The sequence below is a fragment of the Bacillus sp. TE9106W genome, assembly GCF_054062215.1.
Genome location: NZ_JBSSFA010000006.1, coordinates 1 through 18,970, shown reverse-complemented (window position 1 = coordinate 18,970; position 18,970 = coordinate 1). Strand labels below are relative to the sequence as shown.

Sequence of the window (18,970 nt, the reverse complement as noted above, 5' to 3'; positions counted from 1 at the left end):
CACTATAGACACGCACCTCTTATGTAAAGGCTTTCTTTATTACGGAGTAATTTTCTTTAAATATCCTTCTAACTGTTCTTTCGTTTGTTCACCTATAATTTGCTCCACTACTTTTCCATCTTTATCAATCAAGAAGCTTGTCGGTAATGGTCCTACTCCGTATGTCCCTATGATTTTTGTTCCTTTATCAATGGCAACTGGGAATTTCAAATCATATTGTTTCACAAAGTTCTTAACAGCAATTTCTGTTTCATCTGCATCTAATGCAATAATTTCAACGCCTTTTTCTTTATACTCTGGATATAGTTCATTCATATAAGGCATTTCTTTCTCACAAGGTTTACACCACGTACCCCAAAAGTTTAAAAATACACCTTTTCCCTTTAAATCTTTTAGTTCAATTTTCTTTCCTTCTAAATCCGTCACAACAAAGTTAGGCGCTTCTTTTCCAATTTGCATTTTCTCTTTATCAGCAAAGAATCCTTGATAAAGTGTAAATCCTACAGCACCGCTTAAAATGAGCAGAATGATAACGCGAAATAATAAGCGATTTTTCTTCATATTGTTTCCCCTCTCTTCGACGAGTGATGAATATATGTATTTTTAATAAATCACCAGCGGAACATTCCACTGGTGAAAGTTTCACAATATCGATTAACGAGGCTTTGTAGAAGCCAATGCACGTAATTGTTTCACCTCATGTGGTGTCAATTCTCTTGCATCACCAGGTCGCAAGCTACCCACTTCTAAAAAGGCGTAGCGTTCACGCTTTAGTTTCACTACTTTACAGTCTAAAGCTTCAAACATACGACGTACTTGACGGTTACGTCCTTCATGAATTGTTAGTTGTACAATCGCCATTTCTTTACGCTTGTCCCAAGAAATAATCTTCACACGCGCTGGTGCTGTTTTCCCGTCTTCTAACATCACACCACGTTCTAACATGCGGATTTTTTCACCTGTTAGAGGCCCTTTTATTTTTGCAACATATGTTTTTTCAACTTTATATCTAGGGTGCATTAATACGTTTGCGAAGTCCCCATCGTTTGTCATTAATAATACGCCAGACGTATCATAATCTAAACGTCCGATTGGGAATAAACGTTGTGTAATTTCTAGGAAAAAGTCTGTTACAACACTTCTTCCTTTATCATCTGATACACTTGAAATTACGCCAGTTGGTTTATATAGTAAAAAATAAACAGGTTCTTCTTTTTCAAGAGGGATGTTATTTACTTCTACTTTATCTTGAGGAGTTACTTTCGTTCCTAACTCCTTCACTATTTTTCCGTTAACTTTCACTTTTCCTTGCTGAATTAATTCCTCAGCCTTTCTTCTCGATGCAATACCTGCTTGCGCAATCACTTTTTGTAATCGTTCCATTTCTTTTTTTCACCTCGAATTTATCTTACCTTACATTAGAAAGACTTGGCAACCGCATACACTTGACGGCTTTTCGCTTCATCTTACTTAAACAACATAGCGATGATAATAAACATATAAAGGTCAAACCATGTTTTTACCTTTTATTATTGTCCATATTTTTCATATTGCTCACAATAAAAGTTCATTATTTTGTCAAAAATACCGCATAAAAAAACCACTATTAAGCAACACCTTAATAGTGGTCGTATACGTATTATAAGCGAAATAGCATAAAAAATGAATAGTATTACTTAAACATTAAAGAAACAAACACAATCGAACAAATAATTCCGATTAAATCGGCAAAAAGTCCTACTTTTAATGCATCTCCCATTTTTCTAATTCCAACAGCTCCGAAGTATACTGTTAAAATATAAAAAGTCGTATCTGTACTCCCTTGCATCGTAGAAGCCAATCGCCCAATGAACGAGTCTGGTCCATACGTGGCAATTAAATCAGTCGTAATACTTAAACCAGCAGAGCCCGAAATAGGACGTATAAGTGCTAATGGAACAATTTCTGCTGGGACATGAATTAGATCTAACACCGGCTTCATTACTGATATCATTGCATCTAATGCACCTGAAGCTCGAAATATAGAAATAGATACGAGCATTCCAACCATAAACGGTAAAATGGAGATTGCAATTTGAATCCCTTCTTTTCCTCCCTCAACGAACGATTCATACGTCGGAACTTTCTTTATCGTTCCATATAAAAGGATAAAACCAATGACACAAGGAATTACCCATAATGATATCGTATTGACAATGCTCATTTTTTCCGCCCCTTCCTACTCCTTCTTCGGTAAAAATAGCGGTCAATCCAAATCGCTCCGATCATAGAGAGTACTTGTGCAATGAATGTTACCCCAACGATTTCGGTGGGATTTGCTGATTCATACGTCATTCGAATCGAAATGACGGTCGTAGGAATTAAAGTAATCGCTGATGTATTTAATGCTAAAAACGTTACCATAGAACGGCTCGCCGAATCCTTCCCTCCATTTAATTCTTTCAATTGTTCCATCGCTTTAATGCCAAGAGGGGTCGCTGCATTACCTAAACCAAAAAAGTTTGCCATCATATTTGATAAAATAAATCCCATTGACGGATGATCCTTCGGTATTTCTGGAAACAACCTTTTTACTATCGGCATAAAAAGTGCCACTAACTTTTTTAGCAATCCGGCTTCCTCTGCAATTTTCATTAAGCCGAGCCAAAATACTAAAACACTAATCAGTCCTATACAAATCGTTACCGCATCTTTTGCTCCATCAAATACAGCTTTATTTATTTCTTCCATCGTTCCATTTATCATCGCATACACAATCCCAATGACAGCCATCGCTACCCATACGAGATTAACCATCGTTCCCAACACCTATCATGTAAGAAAAAATTTCTTTCACATTATTCCAGTACATTCCCGTTGTAGCTACTAACTTTCGTTTACTATAAAATAAATTCCGTTCTCCAACTTTCTCATTGCCAACATAAACGTCTGTCTTTCCAACCTTTACTCCATCCACAAGCTTTGCACTTTTATCTAGTTCAACTTTTAATACTACGCTCTTTTTTTCTTCTTCAGTTAAAGGTACTGAAAAACTATTTTTCGTATAAACATGATTGGCGTATTTCTTTTCGGTTATTTCAGCAAGTGCTCCTTGTCCTAAAACTTTTGTTTGTGCGAAACGGTCAAAACCTTTATCAAATAAATTCATATGATCATCCCAATCACTAGAAGCGCTCAAAGTTACGACAATTAAATCTAGTTCATCTTTTGATGCTGTTGTAACAAGCGTTCTTCCTGCTTTCTTCGTAAAACCTGTTTTTCCCCCTGTTGCAAATTCATAATAAGACGTCACAAGTTTATGTTTGTTTTTCCACGGATAATCCCACGAATCTGATTTATACGTTTTTGTTCCAAAAATTTTCTTAAAAGTCTCGTTCCCCATTGCATATCTCGTTAAAAGTGCCATATCATAGGCCGACGAATAATGAGATCCATCTCCATCCAAACCGTGTGGGTTTGAAAAGTGAGTATCTTTCATTCCAATCTGTTTCGCCTTTTCATTCATTAAATATACGAACCCTTCTATACTCCCTCCTACATTTTCAGCAATTACTTGTGCTGCGTCATTACCAGATCTAAGCATAAGTCCGTATACTAAATCCTCTAATTTCACTTTTTGTCCAGGCTTTAAATAAATTGCTGAGCCTTCCACTCTCACTGCTTCATTACTAACCGAGACCATTTCTTTCATTTTTCCTGATTCAGCAGCTAATAAGGCTGTCATAATTTTTGTTATACTAGCAATTTTTTGCGGCTCATGTTCTGCTTTTCCGTATAATACACGTCCAGAATGTTGTTCCATTAATACAGCATTACGAGCACTGACATTGCTGTTCATCTTTGCATATGTAGGAATTGGCATAACGCTTGCATAAATAATAAGAAGCGTTATGATTACACAAATTCGTCTCATATTTCCCCCCACGTCCTTTTGGCACTTTTTGTACAAGTGTATGCTTGGCCTTTTAAAATATGAACGAAATCTCCTTCTCCTTCCAATAAAAAAGACGCAGAAAACCTGCGCCTAATACGGTGTCCATTCAATTTGTTTTGCACTTTCAAATCTTTTTTCGACATCAGGCCAATTTACTACATTCCACCAATTTTTTATATATTCATCTTTACGATTTTGGTATTGTAAATAATACGCATGTTCCCACACGTCTAATACAAGGAGCGGTATCGTATCCCATTGTGTAAATAATTGATGAAGTGTACTCTGCAAAATTTCTAACCTTCCAGATCGTGGCACCCAAACGAGAATTGCCCAGCCTGATCCTTCCACTTTAGAAGCTGCTTCTGTAAAATGTTTTTGAAAACGTAAGAAACTTCCAAAATCTTGTTCAATCCGGTGTGAAAGAGCCCCTCTTGGACTTCCGCCTCCACCTTTTTTCATGTTATTCCAAAATATTGTGTGCAGGTAATGACCAGATCCATGAAAAGCAGCTTCTCTTTCCCAATGCTTAATTAAATCAAATTGATTTGTTTTTCTCGCTTCTTCCATCATCTTCTCCGCTTTATTTAATCCTTCTACGTAACTACGATGATGTTTATCATGGTGTAACATCATAATTTCTCTAGAAATATACGGTTCTAAGGCGTTATACGGATACGGTAATGGTGGGAGTGTATGTCCTCCAATTGGAACAGCTCGTTCACTATCCCCTCTTTCACATAGTTCATATTCCTCTTCTCCCTGTACAAATACTTCTTGCAAATGATGCTGAATATGTTCTACATCATCACTTATTTCATACATAAACTCTGCATCTGTGTCGTACTCATGTTCTTTCATACGATCTAATAACGTTTGAATTTTATAAGCAAGCATATGGACATCATACACTTCCATTGCACGGCTATCTAATACGTGAAGAACACTTTCACACCAGCTTTCTACTTCATGAAAGTAATCTGTAAATACACCTTGCTGACTCATGTTACACCTCCTTAATGCTATCCCCTTAAATATATTCAAAGGAAATCTCTTATATAACTGTACAAAAGGAAAAGAAGCTAAGTCCCCTCAGCTTCTTTTTCGCAGTTAATATTTGTGTAACATCTTTGTTTGATAATCCGTCTCATAATATTCTAATTCTTCACGCATCAATTGGAATTTACCCTCTAAGCTCTTCATTACTTCCTCTACAGATGCAGGTGGTGTTTGTTGAAAAACAATGGAGTTTTTCCCTGTATAAGCAGATCGACTATTTTCATACCAATAATCACTTTTTGGTGAGAAAAATTCTGCAATTACTTGATGGTAAATCTTATATAAGGTTTTTTCAGCTGCTGTCTTTCGAAATGGCTGGCTATTTAACAAAACAAAACATGCATCATGCCCTTCTTCACAAAAAACGAGAAGACGTCTCATTGATGCTAATAGTCCTTTATAATATTGCTCGTTTCCTGCTGGAGTTTCTTCTAGTAAAGAAGGTAACGTATGATAATTCACATAATTGGTTATCAAAGTAATAGCATCTTCTAAAAATATAGAAACTTGTTCTGTTTGATTCTCAACCATCAAATTAGACATTTTCCTCTCTCCTTTGCCATTTCACGATATTTCTACTCTTTTATTTTTATGTAATTCAGCCAATATTTCTTGTACTTTCAACAGCGTTTCTTTATCAAAATATTGTTGAAATTCTTCTATATTATTTAAATACAAACGTTTTTGCGTACAGAGCTCGTTCTCTTTTAGTAAACAGCATATCGCTACAATATCCCGTAAATGTATGTCTTGTTCTTCTACTTTACATACTGTATTTCCTTCAAAAAGAGTAATTTCTTGTAAAACTTCTTCAAAATATCGAACATATAAAACAGAAAAAGTTCTTTCTTTATTATTTAATATATATGTCACTTCAGATCTATTAAAAAAATCTTCTGATGTATTAGGTTTTGCTTTCTCTAACTCATATCCCGCATAACCTATTATAATCATTTACTTCCCCTCTCTTCCTTCTTTCAATTTATTTTAACTTAATTTTCTGACAAACGAAATACTCTTTCAAATATAATCCTTATAAAAAATAGCTTCCTTATACAGGAATTTACCTTTTTATTTTTCTTGAAGTTTGTCATAATAATATTATTGTCTCAGTTTTCTTATACAAGGAGAGTTGTATTTATGTCGTTTTCATGGAAACGTTTCTTACAAATCGGGAAAATTATCTTCCCATTTGTTGTATTAACAATTGTATTCTTTCAAGCAAAAAAAGAATTAGCAGGCATTTCTTTTTTAGAAGCAATCAATACAATTAAAAATATTCCAACCGGAGGAGTCTTTTTAGCAATTACACTTGGTGCATTTGCCGTATCCACAATGTTCTTTTATGACTATGTTATGCTTCGTTATTTAAAAGCTGATATACCAGTCCAAAAGATTTTTCGTATCTCATGGATTGCTAATACCTTAAATGGATTTATTGGATTTGGTGGTCTCGTTGGAGCAGGTGTACGCACAATGCTTTATCGTCCATACATAAAAGAAAATGGCAAACTTATTAAAAGTATCGCTTGGATGACAACCGCTTTTATTAACGGACTAGCTATTCTTTCGTTCCTCGGTCTTATCGGAATATTAGACACAAGTTTTATTTTGCATGAAAAACCGTGGCTATGGCCTGTTCTTATCTTCTTCGCTCTTTTCGTCCCTATATACATTGGCTTCTCTAAACTAAAAAATAGAAAAACGAAGCAAGCGGAAGGACAAGATGAAGGAGAAGAAGAAAAAAATCCAACTGTTTTATACTCATTAGTTTCATTAGTTGAGTGGGTATCTGCTGGTATTGTTATGTACGTCATATTAATATTATTTGGGATCGATATCGAATTTCAAAAGTTTTTAGGTGTGTATGTAATTGCTGCTTTAGCTGGTGTTGTTAGTCTTGTACCTGGTGGACTTGGTTCATTTGATCTTGTCTTCTTAACTGGGCTCGGACAGTATGGCATTGATACAGGCGTATTACTACCTGCTATGTTATTATATCGCCTTGTCTATTACATTTTACCGTTCTGCCTTGGTCTTATTTTTGCAGCTTTTGAAATGACAGGCGTGGCCATTAAAAAGTTTGAAGATAAGCCTTTTATTGCGCCTGCACTAGAAACAACTGGTGTTATATGGACTTTGCAGCGTGATTTTCTAGGAAAACTAGGTTCATGGGCCTCTGCAGCTTTAACAGTATTTGCTGGACTAATGGTTATTTTATCGACCATTCTACCGACAAGTATAAACAGAGCACACGCCTTACATATTCTAGCTCCAAAACATCTTATTCAATTTTCTTTTAGCTTATCACTAACATTTGGTATTCTCCTCCTGATCCTTTCACGAGGCATATATTATGGAACAAAGCGTTCTTACTATATGACGATTATTTCTTTAATCGGAGCAGCCATCTTTAATACGCTAAAAGGGATTGATATTGAAGAAACGTTTATTTTATTAATTGTACTCGCTGTATTATATATGCTTCGTAAAAGATTTGTACGCGAGAAAATGGAAGTCTCACTTTCTGATATCGTAAAAGTTTTTATATTCTTACTTATAACTTTATATTTATATAAAAACTTAGGTATTTTATTTGCAGGTGCAAAAGAAGCTTTTAAACCTGATTTTGTCGTTCGTAATATTACGCAAGTGAAACGAAGTGCATTAGCTGCTGCCTTTTTCGTTCCTACATTTTTACTGATTGGCTCACTCATTACTAATCGTTATCGAAATGAATTTCCCGGGCAACCAGCTAATGATAAGAGATTGCAAAACTTTTTAGATGAACATGGCGGAAATGTACTTAGTCATTTAGGATTTTTAGGTGATAAACAATTCTTCTTCAGTAGCGATGGGAAAGCGCTCCTTCTCTTCTCTATAACTGGAAAACGTCTTGTTGTGCTAGGTGATCCAATTGGAGATCCTTCCTCCTACCGTACTGTGTTACAGGAGTTTTTAGCTGAGGCTGATCGATTTGGATACATTTGTGTATTCTACCAAATCGAAAGTAAATGGATGAGTTTATATCATGATTTCGGTTACAACTTCTTTAAGCTTGGTGAAGAAGCTGTCGTTGATTTGAACACATTTACAATAACAGGAAAAAAACGCGCCGGTATGCGAGCAACTTTCAACCGTTTTGAACGAGAGGGCTATACATTCTCTATTCACCAGCCACCGTTCTCAAACGAATTATTTGAAGAATTACGAAAAGTTTCAGATGCGTGGCTCGGTGGAAAAAAAGAGAAAAGTTTCTCACTCGGATACTTTGATCATGAATATATTAGCCGAGCACCTATCGCTACATTATCTGATGCAGATGGAAAAATCATCGCATTTACAACTTTTATGCCAGTATATCAAGACGGATCATTGTCTGTTGATTTAATGCGGTATTATCCAGATGCACCTAGCGGCATTATGGATGCCATTTTCATCCACCTATTCCAGTGGGCAAAAGAAAATGAATACCACTCCTTTAATATTGGCATGGCGCCACTTTCAAATGTAGGTTTATCGACACAATCTTTCTGGTCTGAACGAGTTGCTGCTGCCATCTTTAATAATGTTCGTTATACATATAGTTTCAGCGGATTACGACATTTTAAAGAAAAATATAAACCAGCATGGAGCGGTAAATATTTAGCATTTAGAAAGAATCATTCTTTACCAATTACAATGCTCTCTGTAACAAAATTAATAGGAAAAAGGAAAAACAGCTAACTATTTAGCTGTTTTTTCTTTTTTGAACTTGTACAATGAATTCTTTTTCATATTTCTTTCCATTTATATAGAAATCTCCCCATATTTTATACGTTCCTTCAGCAGGAAATGTAATGCGATATTGTAATTGCTCATCTGTATCAACAGGGATTGCATATAAAAAGTTTTCTCTCGTTTCATCCACGATATAGAGCGCCTCCACTTCTCCTCTCTCTGCATGTAGTTTCAATTTCTCACCCTTTTTCGCTTGAAATTGAAATGTTAACGTCACTGGCTCATTCGGATGCAATGCACCAAATAAAAGAGAAACTTCATACTCCCCTATTTTTTTTGTAAGTACACTATCGATTGGAAATTTTACTTTTTTCTTATTTTTCTCGTCTATTTCTTTCCCAAAACCTTTCTTCGCAAATGATTGCACAGACTTATTTTTGTCTTCATATAAAAATATTGTATATCCTTCATCTTTCGATATTTTAGAAGATACTTTATATGATCCATTTCCTGCGAATGTAGGTTTCATTTGTTGTACATGTTTTAATTGTCCGTCTACAATAACTGCACGAATTTGATCATTCACACCACGAACTTCGTTATTTTTATTATTTAGTAATTGAAACGAAATATCTACTTTCTCATTTCCTTTTCCGTATGACACATCCCAGTTCACTTCCTGAATAGCACCTACAGTCTCTGTAGTTTCTTGATACTTTTTTATGTAAAATCCTCCTACTACAATAAATAACAAAGCAACAAATCCAATGACAAGATTTTTCAAGACATCACCTACTATTTTTATTGTCTCTGTTCATACAAAACTTCTTACTTATATATTCTAGATTGTGATTTATGAAATCCTCCTGTTTTGCACATATTACAAATAGTCAACTACCCCCACTGAGATAAAACATTTCAGTGAGGGCTTGAGTTAGAACACTAGGTCTTTTCATCTATCGCTAGACAGTTGACGCTCTAGCATCCATGCTACCTTATGGTAACACCCCAAGTATGTTTTTGGTTGGTACTGGCAACGAACGATCGTTTTCCCACTTGCACCACCCTTTCGAAAAAGAGCAGTTCTTCCTTATGAAAGAAGCCACCACTCAGATGAATCTGGCGTGTACTACAAGCCCCGACAAGTCGGGTACACATGGATGGTTGACACACCCACTAAGCTATGCGCGAAGCAACAGCCTTACGTTTTTGCACTTCTAATAGAATCGGCGTTTTTACTTTGAGATTGCCATCCAATTCTACAACTTGTGATTTTTGCAATGTATTCAGCGCACCATTAATATCCGCATGAATACATGTTCCTGCTTTACTTTGATACAGACCACGAGTAATTCGTTTGCCGCTAAAATAATATTGGGCTCTATTATCCTTAGACCAAACTGGAACCGGGTCTTTGTCTAGGAAACTGGCTTTTGAAGTATAGCTTTCTTCTTGTTTGAAAAATCGGATACCTTCTTTTATACATTTATTCTCAATTGCTGCAATCAGTTTATGGAACGGGATTTGAACAAACTTTTGATTATTCTTTTTCCCCATATGAGAGTTTTGTTTCCAACCAGCGTTATCCCCTACAACAATCGTATCTATATCGGATTCTTTCACTTTTTTGAACAATAGGCCTACCGTTTGTGCAATGTAACCGTTTATTTGTCTTTCTCGTTTATGCCAAAGTGCGGCCATTTTATTCGTTACAATACGTTTTGAAATTCCATTGTCCATATTTTTCTGCCCTAGATTACATATCATTTTGTTGAAGTATTGATTTATGGATTTTAGTTTTTTTCCATCAATTAAGAAGGCATCACCTGTATTGGTCACGCAACTTACTAATCTATCTACACCTAAATCGCAACTCAAAGCGTTACTCGTAGTCATGGATTGTTGCTTCATTTGAGAAACGTGCATTTCATATGTATAATGCACCTCAAAGAACCGACCTTTTTGCTTCGGTACAATCTCAATGTAGGAGATTTTTTTATTTCTTAAGTTTTTAGGCATACGTATTTTAATGGAACCTAATTTTTTTCTGAATGCAACACTCATCGGAATCATCCAAAACCCGTTCTCATCCACTTTTGGAACTTGATAGATTTCAATAATTCGTTTGTCGGTGGAATGAGAATAATTTGGAAACTTCGGACGACCTGTGAACTTCTCAGGATTTTTCTTCCACTGTTCCAATGCTTTAAAAAAGCTCTTCACTTCTGTAAACAAGGCTCTACGAATCGCTTGAACAGAGTTTGACTGAATACCCCAGTAGTTCATATCGGCTTGCATGGCAGTGTCCACTTCTTTTACAGTAGCCATTTTATTGTGGTTCAAATAACTTTGTTTCATCGTGTACAACCCAACATTTCGCAATGCCTTTGAACTATGTGACATGCGCTGAAGTAAACGAAATTCTTGTGCAGTCAGGTAAGCTCGTCCGATATTTTGCTTCTGCGTGAAACGTCGCAGCGTTTCCCTTTTCTTTTGCTTCCGTAATACTTTCACTGCTTTCTTTTTAGCCATTGTTTTCACCACCTTTCTTAAAGAATTAACTTATTCATTCCTTTTGGTGCAAGTAACAAAACGATTATAATTATCCAATTTCGTTATCTTAAGATATATTCCCTCCTTATTTCCGACATATTGTAAGACAAAAAGAAACAAATATTCCCCCTGGGAAAATTGTTATAAGCGAAACAAAAGAGTTCAGCCTTATTGACTGACGGCAATTCATCTCCACCTGAATTGTTGGGTTTCACCCGTAACACAAATCAGATGGAGTCTTCCTGCCGAAAAGGATAAAAAGATTTTAATTAAAAGGATTCGTAGTGTATAATGCAAATGATATTGATTTCTATCAATACATTATAAGGAGGACTTTTCATGAGTGTACATATTGAAGCAAAACAAGGCGAAATTGCTGAATCTATTCTATTACCTGGTGATCCATTACGTGCAAAATATATTGCTGAAACATTTTTAGAGGACGTTACTTGCTATAATAACGTTCGTGGAATGTTAGGATTCACTGGAACTTATAAAGGAAAACGTGTATCTGTTCAAGGTACAGGTATGGGTGTTCCTTCTATTTCTATTTATGTTAACGAGTTAATCCAAAGCTACGGAGTTAAAAATTTAATTCGCGTTGGAACTTGCGGTGCTATTCAAAAAGATGTAAAAGTACGTGACGTTATTATTGCAATGACAGCTTGTACGGATTCTAATATGAATCGTTTAACATTCCCAGGTTTTGATTTTGCACCAGCTGCAAACTTTGATCTTTTAAAGAAAGCTTACGATGCTGGAACTGAAAAAGGCTTACACGTTCGTGTTGGTAACGTTTTAACAGCAGATGTATTTTACCGTGAAAGCATGGACATGGTTAAAAAACTTGCAGATTACGGTGTACTAGCAGTAGAAATGGAAACAACTGCTCTTTACACATTAGCAGCGAAATACGGTGTAAATGCGTTATCTGTATTAACAGTAAGCGATCACATTTTCACTGGTGAAGAAACAACATCTGAAGAGCGTCAAACTACATTTAACGAAATGATTGAAATCGCTTTAGATGCAGCAATTCAACAATAATACATTAAAGAACTCGTCATACGTCTGTCGAGTTCTTTTTATGTGACTTTTTATGAAAAACTACTTTCGGAAGAGACAGATTTTCTCCTCTACTTTTTTGTAACGTTTGTTATAATAAAGTAATCATTTACAGTATTTCTCACAAGAGGTGACGCAGTGAAAAACAGAAGTATCGTCTTTAAACTATTTCTATTAACATCAACATTATTTACAATCATATTCCTCCTTTTTTTCCTAGGGCAATCTCTATTTTTAGAAAAATTTTATATCAATAAAAAAGTAAAAACCGTTCAAACTGCTTTTGAAAAATTCGTAGCTAATTATGAAAAAAGCGAAAAAGATCCTGAGGAAGTTAGAAAACTAAAACAAGAATTCCATGATAAAACAAATGCTGACATGCAATTTTTAAATACGAATGGCATTATTAAAAGCGACAACAATTACTACATTGAAGTATTTAATCCTAAAAATCATGAAACATATTCCATTCCGCTTAATAATCTTTTAACACCCGAAGAATATAAGAAATTCGAAAACTTAGGATTGAAAAAAGACGATGTGATAAACGTCGTCGGTTTGCTACAAAACAACACAATAACACCAATAAAATTGACAACAAATTATAATCGTTGGCAAAACGAATATACCAATTCAGATTTTTCATCTATTAGTGGTAATCCTTCTAAAAATAGACTTACAAACCGATACAAAACTGTTACTCAAATTGAGTTTACTGGTACTATATCTAAGCTACAGCTTCCATCGAAAGCCGAGGTTCGTCTTGCAAATGATATTGAAACATTACAAGCCGTTCAATATTTTGCAGAGCTTATTAGAAATGGCACTGCTAACTCGCAGCAATTAAACACTTATATCATAGATAGCGGGGAGAATATAAAGAATAGTATCTTTGTAAAACCTATTATAGAAAATGGAGAGATTACAGAATATGCTTTTGCGATAGCATCCTTACAACCTGTTAATGAAGCGATGCTCGTTTTGAAAGATTATTATGTTTATGCCTTAATCATCGTATTTCTCGTAATTATTTTGTTATCCTTCTACTACTCAAAAATCATTGTGAAACCATTAATTAAAATGAATCGCGTTACAAAGAAAATGGCCAATTTTGATTTTAGCGAGAAATTACCTGTAACAGCAGACGATGAAATTGGCGGACTTTCCGGTAGTATTAATACGTTATCTGTAAACTTAAAAGACCGAATCGATCGGTTAAATGTTGCAAACACAAAACTACAACAAGATATTGAACGTGAACGTCAATTAGAGAAAACGCGAAAAGAATTCATTTCTGGTGTATCACACGAATTAAAAACACCACTCAGTGTAATTAGAAGTTTCGCAGAAGGAATTAAAGATGGTGTTAGTAAAGATACGACATATTACACAGATGTTATTTTAGAAGAAACAGAAAATATGAACAGACTTATTGTTGAAATGTTAGAATTAGCAAAATTAGAATCAGGTACGTACAAACTAGATATGACGACATTCTCCATCGGTGAATTAATTCAACAAGTCTATACAAAGTTATTATTTAGCATGGAAGAAAAGCATTTACAAGTGAACATAGATGTAAACTCGTCTATATTTGTGAAAGCAAATCGTAGTCGTATTGAGCAAGTGGTTGTGAACTTACTTAGCAATGCAATTCGCTATACGCCAGAAGGAGAAAAAATACAAGTCTCCGTTATAACAATGGAAGATACAGTAAAAATCGAAATCGAAAACACAGGAAATCCTATCCCAGAAGAAAGTCTTGAAAAAATTTGGGATCGCTTCTACCGTTTAGATGCATCTCGTAGCCGTCATACTGGTGGTACTGGTCTCGGTTTATCTATTGTTAAAAATATTTTAGACCTCCACCATGCCGAGTATGGTGTATATAATACGACTAATAGTGTTGTATTCTACTTTAATTTACAAAAAGTAAAAGAAGTCAAATAATTTGTCTTAATTTCACTAGGAGTTCACATGAAATTCACACTCTCCCTTTATAGTTAGAAACAAGTTAATCCTTTCCTTTACACATATAAAAGAGGAGAGTGCGTGAAATGAAACAAGCAGGACAACCTATTCAAAATGAAAAACAATTAGAAACTATCAAAAATATACTTTTACAATCTTCGAAACGTGATGGCTTATTATTCGTATTAGCTGTAAATTCTGGCTTAAAAGTAAGTGAAATCTTACAATTAAAAGTTAGTGATGTAATCGATGAAAACGAAAATGTTCGCCATTCCATTTTATTTTACAATGAAAAAGTAAAAAAACATAAATGGTTCGCTGTAAATGAAGACTTACAGCACGCAATCGAAGACTACATGAAAGAACGTAAAACTTGGAAACGCAATGAACCATTATTAAAGTCTCAAAAAGGAACAAAATCTATTACGAGACAACATGCGTGGTACATTTTAAACAAAGCTGCAAAAGAAGTTGGATTAGAAGGGATTAGCTCACATACACTTCGAAAAACTTGGGGATATTGCGCATACAAATCAGGTGTTGATATCGCATTTTTACAACACTTCTTTGATCATAGTACTCCATCAAAAACTTTAAAGTATATCGGTATTGCTTAATAATTCTTATACATAAAAAAGGTTACCATTTATAAATGGTAACCTTTTTTATGTTTCACATTCTCTTTTCTTGTCTCTCCTATACTGTAGTGGTACTCTAATAATAAGGGGGAGAAATTATGAACACTTTAACAATTGAATTACCAAAAGAAACGGCTGAAAAACTTGATTTATTAAAACAAGCTTATGAAAAGAAAACAGGTGCTTCTATTTCGGAGAGTACTCTTGTTCAAACACTTATCTCAAAAGAATTTATCCAAGCGATAACTCCTTTTGATTTACAACAATTCATCACTGAAAAAGAACAGCATTAATGCTGTTCTTTTTTTATACGTTATCAGGGGTTTGCCAGAAATTCACCTCTAAACAATTCATTACTCCAGCCAAACTTCTATTAGGAATCTCCCTATCGTTACTATCTCATAGAAAGTTTTTTATTTATTTTTAGGAAAACTATTGACAATGATAATGATAACCATTATCATTTATTACGAAGCCAACAATTGATGAATCAACCAAACGCTCAGTAACATTGTTACCCCTCTTTTTCATATAGAAAGGCACTGTACATTCCCCCTGTTTGTACAGTGCCTTTCTTGTTTATTATCACTCAAACAAATTTAATTGCTCAGGCTTTGGCTCACCATATGTAATGTTCATCATTTTCATAAGCTGTTTCGCATTATCAGCTGCATCTCCGCCTGAATTATTGTTAAATAGTACATATATGTCCTTTGTCTTCTTTTTTAATTGTTCTAGTCTTTCTACCCATTCTTCTAATTCTTTATTGTTATAGCGATATAAGCAACGAACCGCTCTCCAATTTTCTCCTTTATCAAGCCAGCCATGAACATTCCGGCCATGAAAGCGTATTAACACCATCTCTGCACTCGTTACTTCTAATACGAGCGGTACTGACCCCATCCCTGCCTGTGGCTCATCACAAATTGTATGAATCCATTTCTCCTGCTCTAGAAACTGTAACGTCTTATCTCTCATTTCTGGATAAAACCATGTTTGATTTCGAAATTCTATCGAACATGGCAAACCTTCCATTTTTTCTTTCGTATATCGGAGAAAATCTACATTTTTCTTTTTACAATCAAACCATGGTGGATATTGAAATAAAATTGTTTTTAATTTACTAGCTTCAATTAAAGGAAGAATAGATTGTTTATATACATCAAACATCTCATCGAACGTAGAAAAAGGAATCTCTCCTTTCATATGTCCTGTCATTCCTTGATATGCTTTTACGATAAAAGAAAAATCTTTCGGTGTTTCCATTGCCCATTTTGTATAATTTCGTTCAGGTTGCATCGCATAAAATGAACTGTCCACTTCTACTATAGGAAAATACTCACTATATGTTCGTAATTTATTTCTATTTTCATAGGGGTCTATATATAAAGAATCATGATCTCCCCACCCTGTTACTCCAATGAAAAGCAAATATATTCCTCCCTTTTTCACTTCACTTTCTATCCATTCTACCCACTTTCTGAACACTTTGACCAATCAATTTCATTAAGTAGTCCCATCTTTAAGAGTATTCGTATAAAAATATGATATACTAGATGGAAGAATTTTTAAATTGAGGGGTTATTTATTTATGCTTCCAAACGATGATATTATATCTCATGAAAAACGAATAGAAGAACTAGAGAATAAAGTACGTTTTTATGAAGAACTTGTAAATCAATTACCACATCATTTCACATATAAAAATCCACATATTGGTTTACAAATAAAGAAAACGAGATCGACTCATTCCATTCAAAACATACAAAAAGAGAATAAAGAGGCTGACTTTCAACTTACTTGCGATTCATTATTTTTATTTAAACAACTTGAAACATACTTTATTCATATTTTTGATGCTTTTTCACATCATGTAACCTTTGTTGATAATAAAGGAAATATAACTTTATGTAATCAGGCTGCAGCAGATGATTTTGGTGTAGTACGAAATGATATAATTGGAAAACCAATTCAACAATTACTAAAATTGCCTGAAGAAAAAATTAAAGCTCTAGAAACATTAAGAACAGGCACAGAAATATATAATGAAGAAGTTTTAGACAAAAACTATGGCATTTTAAATAACCGAATTATTCGTGATTATAACGGAGAGATTTTTAGGGTTATTAGTGTTTTTCATTATTTAAACACAGAACGTGATGCAGAAAAATTTTCGTTAGCAGGGCGAATCGCGGCTGGTATTGCGCATGAAGTACGTAATCCTCTTACAACCGTACGAGGATATTTACAATTTTTACAAGAAAATGTTTCTCCATCTAATAAAGAACTATTTAAAAACTTACTTATTCCTGAATTAGATCGCGCAAATAGTATCATTACAAAATTTTTATCTATTTCAAAAACACGTGAATTTACAAGAGAACCCTTTCCCATTAATACGTTTTTACGTGAGTATATTCAACAGTTACTAGCTAGCGAAGTCTTTTTACATAACATTTCAATTGATTATAATTTTTCTACCGAATTAGATGATATTTTAGTTCATATTGATCGTCATGAACTTGTGCAAGTTTTTTTAAACTTATTCCAGAACGCTGTCGATGCTCAAGGAGAAAAAAAACTTTCTATACAAATCACTAGTTACCGCCTTGATAATTTTGTTCGTATTACTTTCACTGATAATGGGACTGGTATTCCACCAGCGATTCAAGAATATATCTTTGATCCATTCTTCTCAACAAAAGATTCCGGCACAGGTTTGGGCTTGTCAGTAACGAAAAAAATTATTCAAAATCATAATGGTACATTAAAAATGACTAGTAATGAAGATGGTACTACTTTTACTATTTCAATTCCAATCTTACCTAAAACAGCCCTTGAAAGATTAAATTAATACATATAAAAAACTGCATGTCAATTGTTAATCCTTCAACAATTGACATGCAGTTTTTTATGTTGAACTTCTCTTCTTTACATTCTATACCTTACTTACTTTTTGCTAAGTGGGACAATTTCTTATTTTTTTAGAAATGGTAGTTTGTCCATTACGAATTCAGTATAAATTTCATTTTAATATATAGTAATGACTATTGATTCTATGAAAGAAAGGAATGAAAAGATGAACAATAAAAATAAAGGAAAAGTATTTTATGGTAATGATTGTTGCGAAGTAAGAGCTTGTAGTCATATTAACATCTCTAAGTCCGAACTTACAGAATTCGTTAGACTTCTTCAAGCTCTTGGCCAAGCTATTCAAGCTGTCTTTCAGAACCCTTCTCAAACTAATATCGATAACTTGATAGCTGCGCTCAATAACTTACAAAAGTTCCTCAATTGCTTAGATTTATCCCCAGCACAAAAACAAATTGGAAATTCTATCATTGCTAATTTATTAACTATTTTAAGAACAACACCTTTCTCATGCGGAGCATTATACGTTGAGCTACAAAGCTTGCTTAATTATTTATTGTATATCGCTAAGTTATTCAAAGTAGATTGTTGTACGATTGACAAACTAGTTAGACTCATAACAGAGATCCAAACTATTCTAGTTCAATACGGATCAGGTTGCCTTGGAGGCGGAGGCGCAACAGGTGCTACTGGTGCTACTGGCGCTACTGGGCCTCAAGGGCCGGCGGGTGCTACTGGTGCTACTGGGCCTCAAGGACCAGCGGGGGCTACTGGCGCTACTGGACCTCAAGGACCTCAAGGTGCTCAAGGACCAGCAGGTGTTCAAGGTGCTACTGGACCTCAAGGACCTCAAGGTATTCAAGGACCAGCGGGGGCTACTGGCGCTACGGGGGCTCAAGGACCGGCAGGGGCTACTGGCGCTACGGGGGCTCAAGGTGCTCAAGGACCAGCGGGGGCTACTGGCGCTACTGGTGCGCAAGGTGCTCAAGGACCTCAAGGTATTCAAGGACCAGCAGGGGCTACTGGACCTCAAGGGCCTCAAGGTGTTCAAGGACCAGCAGGTACTACTGGCGCTACTGGTGCGCAAGGTGCGCAAGGTGCTCAAGGGCCAGCGGGTGCTACTGGCGCTACTGGTGCGCAAGGTGCTCAAGGGCCAGCA

The 18,970-nt window shown here is 35.1% G+C and carries 18 protein-coding genes; 7 read left to right on the top strand and 11 right to left on the bottom strand.

The features are described 5' to 3' along the window. Positions 1–39 precede the first annotated feature (39 nt). The 8 genes from resA to ACVWY7_RS13030 form a co-directional block, all read right to left on the bottom strand. Positions 40–561, bottom strand: a complete 522-nt coding sequence (gene resA, locus ACVWY7_RS13065; protein ID WP_000742203.1) for a thiol-disulfide oxidoreductase ResA — start codon at positions 559–561, stop codon at positions 40–42. Positions 562–654: 93 nt separating this feature from the next. Continuing rightward, the gene (gene rluB / locus ACVWY7_RS13060) at positions 655–1,383 is read right to left on the bottom strand and encodes a 23S rRNA pseudouridine(2605) synthase RluB (protein ID WP_456523831.1); all 729 of its coding nucleotides are present in this window, start codon (positions 1,381–1,383) and stop codon (positions 655–657) included. Positions 1,384–1,672: 289 nt separating this feature from the next. Next, positions 1,673–2,203, bottom strand: a complete 531-nt coding sequence (spmB, locus tag ACVWY7_RS13055) for a spore maturation protein SpmB (RefSeq protein WP_000029513.1) — start codon at positions 2,201–2,203, stop codon at positions 1,673–1,675. Next, complete coding sequence (gene spmA, locus ACVWY7_RS13050; RefSeq protein WP_000247808.1) at positions 2,200–2,796, bottom strand: spore maturation protein SpmA; 597 nt, start codon at positions 2,794–2,796, stop codon at positions 2,200–2,202. Before spmA ends, spmB begins: the two co-directional genes overlap by 4 nt. Continuing rightward, positions 2,789–3,913 (bottom strand): D-alanyl-D-alanine carboxypeptidase DacB, encoded by a 1,125-nt coding sequence (gene dacB / locus ACVWY7_RS13045; protein WP_001252612.1) that lies wholly within the window; start codon positions 3,911–3,913, stop codon positions 2,789–2,791. The genes spmA and dacB overlap by 8 nt, the downstream gene beginning before the upstream one ends. A gap of 111 nt (positions 3,914–4,024) precedes the next feature. Beyond that, a complete protein-coding gene (locus tag ACVWY7_RS13040) occupies positions 4,025–4,939 on the bottom strand; it encodes a superoxide dismutase (protein WP_000082669.1) in 915 nt (304 codons plus the stop codon). A 105-nt stretch (positions 4,940–5,044) separates the two neighbouring features. Next, entirely contained in the window at positions 5,045–5,536 is a 492-nt protein-coding gene (locus ACVWY7_RS13035; RefSeq protein WP_000067563.1) for a YpuI family protein, read from the bottom strand. Positions 5,537–5,557: 21 nt separating this feature from the next. Next, a complete protein-coding gene (locus tag ACVWY7_RS13030) occupies positions 5,558–5,947 on the bottom strand; it encodes a hypothetical protein (RefSeq protein WP_000583788.1) in 390 nt (129 codons plus the stop codon). 186 nt (positions 5,948–6,133) lie between these two features. Between ACVWY7_RS13030 and mprF the strand changes: the two genes are divergently transcribed. Beyond that, the gene (mprF, locus tag ACVWY7_RS13025; protein WP_000010872.1) at positions 6,134–8,719 is read left to right on the top strand and encodes a bifunctional lysylphosphatidylglycerol flippase/synthetase MprF; all 2,586 of its coding nucleotides are present in this window, start codon (positions 6,134–6,136) and stop codon (positions 8,717–8,719) included. A gap of 4 nt (positions 8,720–8,723) precedes the next feature. On the opposite strand, the gene ACVWY7_RS13020 is transcribed toward mprF, so the two are convergent. Next, on the bottom strand, positions 8,724–9,512 hold the full coding sequence (locus ACVWY7_RS13020; protein ID WP_142395514.1) for a hypothetical protein: 789 nt from the start codon (positions 9,510–9,512) through the stop codon (positions 8,724–8,726). 377 nt (positions 9,513–9,889) lie between these two features. Further along, the gene (locus tag ACVWY7_RS13015; protein ID WP_456523830.1) at positions 9,890–11,245 is read right to left on the bottom strand and encodes an RNA-guided endonuclease TnpB family protein; all 1,356 of its coding nucleotides are present in this window, start codon (positions 11,243–11,245) and stop codon (positions 9,890–9,892) included. A gap of 360 nt (positions 11,246–11,605) precedes the next feature. Here ACVWY7_RS13015 and deoD point away from each other — a divergent pair, with 360 nt between their 5' ends. The 4 genes from deoD to ACVWY7_RS12995 all read left to right on the top strand — a co-directional run bounded on the left by deoD (position 11,606) and on the right by ACVWY7_RS12995 (position 15,233). Then, a complete protein-coding gene (gene deoD, locus ACVWY7_RS13010; RefSeq protein ID WP_000110704.1) occupies positions 11,606–12,313 on the top strand; it encodes a purine-nucleoside phosphorylase in 708 nt (235 codons plus the stop codon). 156 nt (positions 12,314–12,469) lie between these two features. After that, on the top strand, positions 12,470–14,281 hold the full coding sequence (locus ACVWY7_RS13005; protein WP_144507431.1) for a sensor histidine kinase: 1,812 nt from the start codon (positions 12,470–12,472) through the stop codon (positions 14,279–14,281). 107 nt (positions 14,282–14,388) lie between these two features. Next, positions 14,389–14,919 (top strand): tyrosine-type recombinase/integrase, encoded by a 531-nt coding sequence (locus ACVWY7_RS13000; protein WP_000806236.1) that lies wholly within the window; start codon positions 14,389–14,391, stop codon positions 14,917–14,919. A gap of 119 nt (positions 14,920–15,038) precedes the next feature. Beyond that, positions 15,039–15,233 carry a DUF3924 family protein gene (locus ACVWY7_RS12995; RefSeq protein WP_001094857.1) on the top strand — a complete coding sequence of 65 codons (195 nt, stop codon included), beginning with the start codon at positions 15,039–15,041 and terminating at the stop codon, positions 15,231–15,233. Positions 15,234–15,525: 292 nt separating this feature from the next. On the opposite strand, the gene ACVWY7_RS12990 is transcribed toward ACVWY7_RS12995, so the two are convergent. Beyond that, entirely contained in the window at positions 15,526–16,371 is an 846-nt protein-coding gene (locus ACVWY7_RS12990) for a DUF72 domain-containing protein (RefSeq protein WP_000897347.1), read from the bottom strand. 160 nt (positions 16,372–16,531) lie between these two features. Here ACVWY7_RS12990 and ACVWY7_RS12985 point away from each other — a divergent pair, with 160 nt between their 5' ends. Further along, on the top strand, positions 16,532–17,794 hold the full coding sequence (locus tag ACVWY7_RS12985) for an ATP-binding protein (protein WP_000937254.1): 1,263 nt from the start codon (positions 16,532–16,534) through the stop codon (positions 17,792–17,794). A gap of 225 nt (positions 17,795–18,019) precedes the next feature. After that, positions 18,020–18,970 (top strand): collagen-like repeat preface domain-containing protein (locus tag ACVWY7_RS12980; RefSeq protein WP_456523829.1); only part of this gene is annotated, 951 nt, incomplete at its 3' end.

Bases quoted from the DNA above. Each gene is read 5' to 3' on its own strand.
- ACVWY7_RS13030 (WP_000583788.1), bottom strand. From the start codon at position 5,947: ATGATTATAATAGGTTATGCGGGATATGAGTTAGAGAAAGCAAAACCT.
- spmA (WP_000247808.1), bottom strand. From the start codon at position 2,796: ATGGTTAATCTCGTATGGGTAGCGATGGCTGTCATTGGGATTGTGTAT.
- ACVWY7_RS13040 (WP_000082669.1), bottom strand. From the start codon at position 4,939: ATGAGTCAGCAAGGTGTATTTACAGATTACTTTCATGAAGTAGAAAGC.
- mprF (WP_000010872.1), top strand. From the start codon at position 6,134: ATGTCGTTTTCATGGAAACGTTTCTTACAAATCGGGAAAATTATCTTC.
- ACVWY7_RS12995 (WP_001094857.1), top strand. From the start codon at position 15,039: ATGAACACTTTAACAATTGAATTACCAAAAGAAACGGCTGAAAAACTT.
- ACVWY7_RS12985 (WP_000937254.1), top strand. From the start codon at position 16,532: ATGCTTCCAAACGATGATATTATATCTCATGAAAAACGAATAGAAGAA.
- spmB (WP_000029513.1), bottom strand. From the start codon at position 2,203: ATGAGCATTGTCAATACGATATCATTATGGGTAATTCCTTGTGTCATT.
- deoD (WP_000110704.1), top strand. From the start codon at position 11,606: ATGAGTGTACATATTGAAGCAAAACAAGGCGAAATTGCTGAATCTATT.
- rluB (WP_456523831.1), bottom strand. From the start codon at position 1,383: ATGGAACGATTACAAAAAGTGATTGCGCAAGCAGGTATTGCATCGAGA.
- ACVWY7_RS13035 (WP_000067563.1), bottom strand. From the start codon at position 5,536: ATGTCTAATTTGATGGTTGAGAATCAAACAGAACAAGTTTCTATATTT.
- ACVWY7_RS13000 (WP_000806236.1), top strand. From the start codon at position 14,389: ATGAAACAAGCAGGACAACCTATTCAAAATGAAAAACAATTAGAAACT.
- ACVWY7_RS13015 (WP_456523830.1), bottom strand. From the start codon at position 11,245: ATGGCTAAAAAGAAAGCAGTGAAAGTATTACGGAAGCAAAAGAAAAGG.
- resA (WP_000742203.1), bottom strand. From the start codon at position 561: ATGAAGAAAAATCGCTTATTATTTCGCGTTATCATTCTGCTCATTTTA.
- dacB (WP_001252612.1), bottom strand. From the start codon at position 3,913: ATGAGACGAATTTGTGTAATCATAACGCTTCTTATTATTTATGCAAGC.